The organism is Sphingobacterium bovisgrunnientis (assembly GCF_009829085.1).
Lineage (GTDB): Bacteria > Bacteroidota > Bacteroidia > Sphingobacteriales > Sphingobacteriaceae > Sphingobacterium > Sphingobacterium bovisgrunnientis.
The window spans coordinates 1-389 of the sequence record NZ_WUQY01000178.1 but is presented as its reverse complement, the minus strand read 5'-3'; the positions used below and the strand labels follow the sequence as shown (position 1 = coordinate 389).

Annotated in this window: 1 protein-coding gene; it reads right to left on the bottom strand. The window is 36.2% G+C overall.

The window, feature by feature from the left end; all coding sequences use genetic code 11:
• Nucleotides 1–207: 207 nt before the first annotated feature.
• Nucleotides 208–389: hypothetical protein (locus tag GOQ16_RS18565; RefSeq protein ID WP_204987526.1), on the bottom strand; the 182-nt coding region annotated here is incomplete at its 5' end.

Here is a 389-nt window from a genome sequence, read left to right as displayed (position 1 = left end):
AATCAAATTTTCAATAACCCGCAAAACAGAAATATTCAAAATAGGGAGGGAATTGTTAGTTTTCACCACAGCCTCCTCAACTTCAGGCTCTTTTTCATTTAAGCTCACTTCCAACTCCTTCTTCCCCTCCGAAGATTATTCTTCAATTTCTTTTTGCAACTTCACCTTCCCTTCTGGATGTTCACTCTCAATTTTCCTTTTATTCTCTTATAGCTCTCTTCTTTTTTCTTCACAACTAACCACCTCACAATTTTCTCTCTTACTCCTTTGCTCCTTCTTATGATTATTCTGTGAGTTGATCAAGTCACAAATTTTTGAGAACTCAAGCTTATAATCCAACCGAGTCTTTCTGCTTGATGTATTGCCAACATGTTCCACATTTAGTGTTT